This is a genomic window from Shewanella sp. SG44-6 (assembly GCF_014164185.1).
In the GTDB taxonomy this organism is placed as follows: domain Bacteria; phylum Pseudomonadota; class Gammaproteobacteria; order Enterobacterales; family Shewanellaceae; genus Shewanella; species Shewanella vesiculosa.
Genome location: NZ_JACJER010000166.1, coordinates 1 through 8,422 on the forward strand (window position 1 = coordinate 1; position 8,422 = coordinate 8,422).

Annotated in this window: 8 protein-coding genes and 1 pseudogene; 3 read left to right on the plus strand and 6 right to left on the minus strand. The window is 41.8% G+C overall.

Annotated features, from left to right (window positions below; all coding sequences use genetic code 11):
* Positions 1–82 precede the first annotated feature (82 nt).
* Together H5185_RS19765 and H5185_RS19770 are read right to left on the minus strand one after the other, a co-directional pair.
* Entirely contained in the window at positions 83–583 is a 501-nt protein-coding gene (locus H5185_RS19765) for an aminoglycoside phosphotransferase family protein (protein WP_259396264.1), read from the minus strand.
* Positions 584–660: 77 nt separating this feature from the next.
* A complete protein-coding gene (locus tag H5185_RS19770; protein ID WP_182742948.1) occupies positions 661–1,947 on the minus strand; it encodes a DUF805 domain-containing protein in 1,287 nt (428 codons plus the stop codon).
* 343 nt (positions 1,948–2,290) lie between these two features.
* Here H5185_RS19770 and gmk point away from each other — a divergent pair, with 343 nt between their 5' ends.
* The 3 genes from gmk to spoT are packed head-to-tail and all read left to right on the plus strand — an operon-like array spanning position 2,291 to position 5,375.
* Complete coding sequence (gmk, locus tag H5185_RS19775; RefSeq protein WP_182742949.1) at positions 2,291–2,914, plus strand: guanylate kinase; 624 nt, start codon at positions 2,291–2,293, stop codon at positions 2,912–2,914.
* A 60-nt stretch (positions 2,915–2,974) separates the two neighbouring features.
* Positions 2,975–3,253: a DNA-directed RNA polymerase subunit omega gene (gene rpoZ, locus H5185_RS19780; protein WP_011635854.1), complete on the plus strand. Its 279-nt coding sequence runs from the start codon at positions 2,975–2,977 to the stop codon at positions 3,251–3,253.
* A 13-nt stretch (positions 3,254–3,266) separates the two neighbouring features.
* Positions 3,267–5,375 carry a bifunctional GTP diphosphokinase/guanosine-3',5'-bis pyrophosphate 3'-pyrophosphohydrolase gene (spoT, locus tag H5185_RS19785; protein WP_124017483.1) on the plus strand — a complete coding sequence of 703 codons (2,109 nt, stop codon included), beginning with the start codon at positions 3,267–3,269 and terminating at the stop codon, positions 5,373–5,375.
* A 53-nt stretch (positions 5,376–5,428) separates the two neighbouring features.
* Here spoT and H5185_RS19790 read toward each other — a convergent pair whose 3' ends face one another.
* From H5185_RS19790 to H5185_RS19805, 4 genes and pseudogenes are all read right to left on the minus strand, one after another.
* Entirely contained in the window at positions 5,429–6,235 is an 807-nt protein-coding gene (locus H5185_RS19790) for a hypothetical protein (RefSeq protein ID WP_182742950.1), read from the minus strand.
* The gene (locus H5185_RS19795; protein WP_124017481.1) at positions 6,235–7,080 is read right to left on the minus strand and encodes a hypothetical protein; all 846 of its coding nucleotides are present in this window, start codon (positions 7,078–7,080) and stop codon (positions 6,235–6,237) included. The genes H5185_RS19790 and H5185_RS19795 overlap by 1 nt, the downstream gene beginning before the upstream one ends.
* On the minus strand, positions 7,080–7,925 hold the full coding sequence (locus H5185_RS19800) for a hypothetical protein (protein ID WP_182742951.1): 846 nt from the start codon (positions 7,923–7,925) through the stop codon (positions 7,080–7,082). The genes H5185_RS19795 and H5185_RS19800 overlap by 1 nt, the downstream gene beginning before the upstream one ends.
* 31 nt (positions 7,926–7,956) lie before the next feature.
* Positions 7,957–8,422: pseudogene (locus H5185_RS19805) on the minus strand (hypothetical protein); the annotation flags it as partial.

Here is an 8,422-nt window from a genome sequence, read left to right on the forward strand (position 1 = left end):
ATTAGCGCAGTGTAAAAAATGGGTCGATTTTTGTTTGGCTCAAACTGATTTAGTGACAACATTGTTGCAATATGAAACCGATTTACCGATCAGGGTTTGCCATACGTTGAGGTAAATTTAAAAAATTGGGGATCACATCGATAATATCAGTGGGGGTTAAGTTACTCAGTGCCGCAGCAAAATGCCCAAACGCCTCGGCCGCTAACTTAGCTTGCTCGGGCGTATCAACCACTTCAATTGTATCGCTATGGGGTAAATAATCTATTGCCCGCCAAAATCCTTGCTCAGCTAAATCTACGTAAAGCGCGCCAGAAACGGTAGCGATTGGACTCACCACTTGCAAGGGATATTGTTGCTGTTGCCGCTTAGCCAATAAATGCTGACTAATGTTAGCGGCATTTTGAATCATAACCCTAGGATCAGTAAATATTTGAGTATTAATCCGCTGTAACACCATCGTTTTAGCTTGATCTCGCACCAAAAAAGTCTGATTTATATGGCCATTACCCAGTGGATGAATGGAGCTGTGCTCGGTACTAAAACCAAACTGAGGTAACACATTGCTACGGATAAAATTAACCAATCAACACTCCAACACTAATATCACCAAAACCTAAGGTAACCAATACATCACTTTGGTCCGGTTTCTCTCTGTAATCGTTACTGACTCAGTATCATTTCAAATTGAGGGTTTTGCATCAAGGTTGCTTGACTGCCCTTTAAGTTAAATTCATAGCCACACAACTTAAAGCTGCCTCTGAGCGCGACATCATTGACAATGGCATCTTTGTCTAATGGTGTAAATCTAGCCTCACTGGCACCATCATTAAGTAAATCAACGGTGATAGGTCGATAGCGACTACCGTCATTAAACTCAAGATTAGCGCAAGTTTTATCACCCGTTGCTGTCGCTAAACGCCACATATTTTGCGCAGCGCCGCTATCTCCTAACCAGCGCACAATCAAGATTTCACCCTCTAACGCCAGCCAAAATCCGTCTGGTAGTTTTACCATCTCTCGAGTGCCAGCTTGTTGTTGATGACTGATGCCATCAAGGTGTGCGGCTTGTTCGGTTTCGTCGCTAGAAAAAACATTGACCAATGCAAAGACCAAATACACGACTAAACAGATAGCCAAGATAAGCGCAGTAATTTTACCAATTAAAATAAGCTTTTGCTGGTGTAATTTGGCCACATTAAGCCAAGATTTTGCTAGCTCGGTAATCGACCCAGATTGTAATGCATCTTGATCGACATAAAGCGGTTGATTATTACGCACTGACGCTGTGGAAAATGAGCTAGTGTATTGCTCATCTATTGCAGCATCAGCATCGAGGGCCGTGTTATCTTGCTCAATACCAGCCTGAGGTAAAACATCATCAATAGTCTGATTGCTCTGGGTTTCGCCAGAATATGGCTCAGATGATGTACTAAAGTTCACTTCATTATCAGTTGATTCTACGGCTGAAAATGTACTCTCTGGCGTTGCCTGAACAGGCATAGCCTGCCCTTTCATAACTGGCTCTTGTCTGTGATAAACCGAACCTATATTGGATACTGGCGCCATATTGGGTCCATTATATCCTTGTACATAATTAATGATATTTCTAGGCGGTAAAAATGCCAAATAGCCACCACAGGCTAAGCCGAATAAAAATACGCCAGCTGACGCGCCCAAAGGCGCCATAAAGTAAGTCAATATGCCAAAAGCCAATACAGGTATGACACAAATCATCGCTAACTTAATCGATTTATTGGCATCATTTAAGCGACGAAGTGCAGCCAAACCAACAATAGGCATAACCGCTAGCGTCACAATCACATTAATTACACTCGTCGGAAATACGATAGCCGCAACTGTTAACAACAAAAATGCAGCGAATATAATTGCCATTAACCTTAAGCCTGTGTCACGACCATCTCGGCACAGTAGGGTTTTTACAGACATCAATCATTCCTATTCATTTACGAAAAAATCAAAAAAAACAGCTAGGTACATAACAGAATTTATCGGTAATTATACACAGTGATGGCAAGGTGATTAGATTGTTTTCACCATCAAAACTGACAACCACTATCAATAGCGCAAAGCCTACAGAATTTATCTTATAAAGCCAGACCCAACCTAGGTTTTACATAACTTTTTTATTCATTAACCTGTCTGTCGCTTGTCGCCCATTTATCACAACAAGGAACAGTAGCAATCGCTATGATTGCGCTAGCATAACCTTACAGTTAACGAGTATAATATTAAGCTTTCTTAATGAATAATCGGATGAGAAACCCTATTTATGAGCACTCGTGGAAATCTTTTTATTGTGTCAGCCCCCAGTGGCGCAGGTAAATCATCACTTATATCAGCACTATTAAAAGATACACCATCTGATAAACAGGTTTCAGTGTCACACACGACCCGTAAACCTCGCCCTGGCGAAGTCGATGGCCAACATTATCATTTTGTCACTGTTGAGCAATTTAAAGCATTAATTGACCAAAACGCCTTTATTGAATGGGCTGAAGTCTTTGGCAATTTTTATGGCACCTCCAAAACCGTCATTGAACACACTTTGGCTAATGGCATCGACGTCTTTCTAGATATCGACTGGCAAGGTGGTGAACAAGTTAAAAGACTGATGCCATATGCGATTGGGGTATTTATTTTACCGCCATCGAAAACTGAACTAGAGCGTCGTTTAACTGGTCGAGGCCAAGACAGCCAACAAGTGATTGATTCGCGCATGGCACAAGCGGTTTCTGAAATGTCACATTACGCACAATATGAATTTGTGATTGTAAATAATGATTTTGATGACGCCCTAACCGATTTAAACGCCATTATTCGCAGCCAAAGACTAACCTGTGCTAGTCAGCAGCATACCCACAATGATATGCTTATTGATCTCTTGGCAGACTAATTGTCATAGTGTACAATTTTGCGTCATTTTTCCCCATAGATAACACTGGAGTTTCAACACATGGCTCGCGTAACTGTAGAAGACGCCGTAAACAAAATCGGCAACCGTTTTGATATGATCCTGGTTGCAGCGCGTCGTGCTCGCCAAATCGCCGTCCAAGGTAAAGAACCTATGGTTGATGAGATGAATGATAAACCAACGGTTGTCGCATTACGTGAAATCGAATTAGGTTTAGTCACCTCTAACACTTTAGATGCTGATGAGCGCCAAACTGTTCGTGAACGTGAAGCAGCTGAAATTGCCGCTGTAGCAGCCATAGCAGAAGGCCGCGTTTTATAAGGAGTAGCGCCACTTGTATCTGTTTGAAGGTCTAAAAGAGTCAGCATCCAGCTATCTAGAGCCGGATCAAGTAGAATTACTCAAGCAGGCCTATTTGGTTGCGCGTGATGCCCACGAAGGGCAAATGCGCACAAGTGGCGAGCCTTATATCACCCATCCCGTTGCGGTTAGCCGCATCTTGGCAGACATGCGCCTCGATCATGAGTCGCTTATGGCTGCCTTGCTTCATGACACCATTGAAGATACACCGGTAACCAAAGAAGAACTCACTGAGTTATTTGGTGCTGATGTTGCCGAACTGGTTGAAGGTGTTTCCAAGCTTGATAAAATCAAGTTTCGTGACAGAAAAGAAGCCCAAGCAGAAAACTTCCGTAAAATGATGATGGCAATGACTCAAGATATTCGAGTTATCCTCATCAAATTGGCCGACCGCACCCACAATATGCGCACATTAGGCGCTCTTCGCCCTGATAAGCGTCGTCGTATTGCTCGCGAAACGTTAGAAATATATGCTCCAATTGCTAATCGATTAGGTATTCATAATATTAAAATCGAACTTGAAGATCTCGGTTTTCAAGCCTATTACCCTATGCGACACAGAGTGATCCGCGATGTCGTAAAAGCAGCTCGTGGTAATCGTAAAGAACTGATTAACAGTATTGAAGTGGCTATTGAAACACGCCTTGAAGAAGCTGGAATTCCCACTAAAGTCAAAGGCCGTGAGAAAAATCTCTATTCAATCTATCGAAAGATGCGCAGTAAAGAACTTCAATTTCAAGAGGTTATGGATATATATGCGTTCCGTGTTATCGTCGACTCTATTGATACCTGCTATCGCGTATTAGGTGCTATGCACGGATTATACAAGCCGCGCCCTGGACGTTTTAAAGATTATATCGCCATTCCAAAAGCCAACGGTTACCAATCACTGCACACCTCGTTATTTGGCCCCCATGCGGTGCCTGTTGAAGTGCAAATTCGTACCGAAGAAATGGATCAAATGGCCGACAAAGGTGTCGCTGCGCATTGGATGTACAAAAACAATACCGATGCGGCTCAACAAAGCACTTCTCAAGTTCGCGCTCACAAATGGATGCAAAGTTTGCTGGAATTACAGCAAAGTGCTAGCAGCTCATTTGAATTTGTTGAAAACGTTAAAACTGAATTATTCCCTGAAGAAATCTACGTATTTACTCCAGAAGGCCGTATCTTAGAATTACCAGTCAATGCCACGGCGGTCGATTTTGCCTACGAAGTGCATACTGATGTGGGCAATACCTGTGTTGGCGCACGCGTTAATCGTCAAGCATACCCGCTGAGCCAACCATTAATTTCAGGGCAAACCGTTGAAATTATTACCGCCAAAGGTGCCCGCCCTAATGCTGCATGGCTAAATTTTGTGGTAACGGGTAAAGCCCGAGGTAAAATCCGTCAGGTATTAAAGAGCCTTAAAGGCGATAATGCTATCGCATTAGGCAAACGTTTATTAAACCATGCCTTGGGTGATACCAAGCTGGAAACTATTCCCGCTGAATTACTTGAGAAAGTGATCAAAGAAACCAAACACACATCATTAGACTCGCTGCTAGCAGATATTGGCTTAGGCAATGCCATGAGTATTGTGATTGCCCAGCGCTTGGTTGGTGAGCAGTTTGATTCTCAAGACAGCAATAAAGAACGACCACAAATGCCAATTCGCGGTGCCGAAGGTATGTTGGTCACTTACGCCAATTGCTGCCGCCCAATCCCTGGCGATGCGGTCATTGCTCATGTGAGCCCAGGCAAAGGTCTGGTAGTGCACATGGAAAGCTGTGCCAATATTCGCGGCTATCAAGGCGAGCCTGATAAGTACATTTCAGTGCACTGGGACAACGTAGAAGGGGTTGAATACCAAGCTAACTTACGCGTTGAAATTGTAAACCACCAAGGTGCGTTGGCAAAAATCACTTCGATCATTGCTTCTGCTGGTTCTAACATTCACAACCTCAGCACAGAAGAACGTGATGGCCGTGTATATCTGATTAATTTACGTATTTCAGTTAAAGATCGCGTTCATCTTGCAAACGTTATGCGCAGGATCCGTGTTTTACCTGAAGTCTTACGCACTTCGCGTAACCGCTAATGATTTCATGAGTGGTTTAGTTAACCTCTCATGAATATTCATATTTTAAGCTATTACTCAGTTATAGTTGCGGAAAATACTCTTTGTTCTTCCTCAATATAATCAGTTAACGACACCATCTCCATCACCCGTTGCTGGGTTTGATTGGCCGCATTGCGCCACTTTTTATGTTTATTAAAGCGATCAACGTGATGACTAAAATGCACCACTAAATAATGGCCTTCGTCTAAACCTAAACAATACATGTCGGTGCGACTGCGTGAATGAGGTTTAACCAGTTGATGAAACACCCACTCAGTACCATTTATTTGTACCGTAGTAGCATCTGGAATTTTTGGGTAACCACCGTTGTTTATAGCAGCTTCTAATTGAATAGCCATTACCTCATCTGAAAGAGTGGTATGTTTACTCATTTCTTGCCTTATCCTAGTGTTGCTACCTCGAGATTTCTCACCTGGCTCAGGGTGATTATAATATTCATCATATTCTTGATTGAGCCATGCACCAAGCGCTTGATTATCAAGCGCATTAACGCCATCAGGGGTCTTCTTTATTCTAAACACGGTGCTGAGCATGCCGTATTCACTGCTGGGAAAAATACCAATAATGGGTAAATACATCCAAACCCGAGTATAGATATGCACATAAGTTTCATGGGTGTGAGTTTTTTGCTTCGTATTAAACCAATGCCTATTTCTATAAGGATAATTAACCTCTTTGGGTAACTGTCGAGCAACTATATTACTGATAGGAATAGTTATTTTTAACAGTTTGTCTTCTAAAATAAACCGCTCAGTGACGAGCTGAGTAAAATCAGCACCACCAACAAAGCCTTGCCACAAGCTCTTCAATAAGCCCATTACGCCGTTTCTTGCCTAGATGAAGTTTGCAGAGCTGACGAAGTATCATTGGATAGTCGCGATTGTGGCTCATCTGCAACATAATCAGTTAATGACACCATCTCCATCACCCGTTGTTGGGTTTGATTGGCCGCCTTGCGCCATTTTTTGTGCTTATCAGATCGGTCAACACGATGACTAAAACGCACCACTAAATAATGACCTTCATCTAAACCTAAACAATACATATCTGTCCGACTGCGTGAGTTCGGTTTCACTAGTTGATAAAATACCCATTGAATATTATTAAAGCTGACTGTAGTGGGAGCAGGAATTTCAGGGTAACCACTACCATTTATATAAGCTTGCAACTGTGAAGCCATATGAGAGGTAGTTAGATCACCGTGTCTTTGTTGCATTTCAGCAATTAAAGCAGTATTCCTTCCTTTAGATTTATCTCCTGGTTCAGGGTGATTATAATATTCATCATATTCTTGATTAAGCCATTGACCTAATGCCAGATTATCAAGCGCATTCACTCCCTCAGGAGTTTTCTTAATCCGAAATACACAACCTAACATGCCATATTCACTGCTAGGAAAAATACCGATAATCGGTAAATACATCCAAACTCGAGTATAGATATGCACATAAGTTTCATGAGTATGAGTTTCTTGATTAGTGTGAAACCAATGGTTATTTTTATAAGGGTAATTGACTTCTTTAGTCGGCTTTCGAGCAACAACATTACTAATAGGAATAGCGACTTTGAGTAGTTTGTCTTCTAAAACAAACCGCTCAGTGACGATCTGAGTAAAATCAGCACCACCAACAAAGCCTTGCCACAAGCTCTTCAACAAACCCATTATGCCGTATCTTGCCTAGATGAAGTTTGCAGAGCTGACGAAGTATCATTGGATAGTCGCGATTGTGGCTCATCTGCAACATAATCAGTTAATGACACCATCTCCATCACTCGTTGTTGAGTTTTATCAGCAGCCTTGCGCCACTTTTTATGCTTATCAGAGCGATCAACACGATGACTAAAACGCACAACTAAATAATGGCCTTCATCTAAACCTAAACAATACATGTCGGTGCGACTGCGTGAATGAGGTTTAATCAATTGATGAAACACCCACTCAGTACCATTTATTTGTACCGTAGTAGCATCTGGAATTTGGGGATAACCGCCGTTGTTTATAGCAGCTTCTAATTGAATAGCCATTACCTCATCTGAAAGAGTGGTATGTTTACTCATTTCTTGCCTTATTCTAGTGTTGCTACCTCGAGCTTTCTCACCAGGCTCAGGGTGATTATAATATTCATCATATTCTTGATTTAGCCATTTACCAAGCGCCTGGTTATCGAGCGCATTAACACCATCAGGGTTTTTTTTTATTCTAAACACACTGCTGAGCATGCCGTATTCACTGCTGGGCAGAATACCTATGATGGGTAAATACATCCATAACTCAGTATAAATATGTATATAGGTCTCATGGGTGTGTGTTCTTTGGTTTGCAGCAAGCCAAAAAAGATTTTTATATGGATAATTAATCTCTTTCGGTGGTTCTACCGTGGCAATATTACTGACTGGCATAGTTATTTTTAACAGTTTATCTTCTAAAATAAATCGCTCAGTGACTAGCTGAGTAAAATCAGCTCCGCCAACAAAGCCTTGCCACAATGTTTTTAGTAATTTCTTCATAATGTTTTTTTTATTTTCTGTGCTTCTTGCATTAATAGCTCAGCTTTCTGAATATATTTTTAACTTCTTTAGCGCGAAATTTTGCACCTAACGTCAATAATTGCTCGTGGTAGGTTTTCACTCCCAAGAAAGGTAATGTATGCGGACTTGCCCCCACAGAGCTAAACATTATCGAGGGGAAAAACTTTACTGAACGGGCAAAACTACTGGCTGATAGATCATTTTTGCCGAATATATTAGGTACTGTATCAAATGGGTTATTTCGTGGTTCATGGGTTTTTAACCCCACCAGTTTAGCGGCTTGTTGTAACTCTGCCACATTAGCACCGCTGCCGTGAATAGCTAGCTCTTGACCCGTTAATTGCCCTTGATAATTGACTCGATAATATTGCAACGCAGATAAAAATATAATCGCCCCTTGGCTGTGGGCGACCCACTTGACTTTTTTACCCAATTGTTGATTTTGTTTCAATACAGCCGCCAAGTGCTGAGCATTG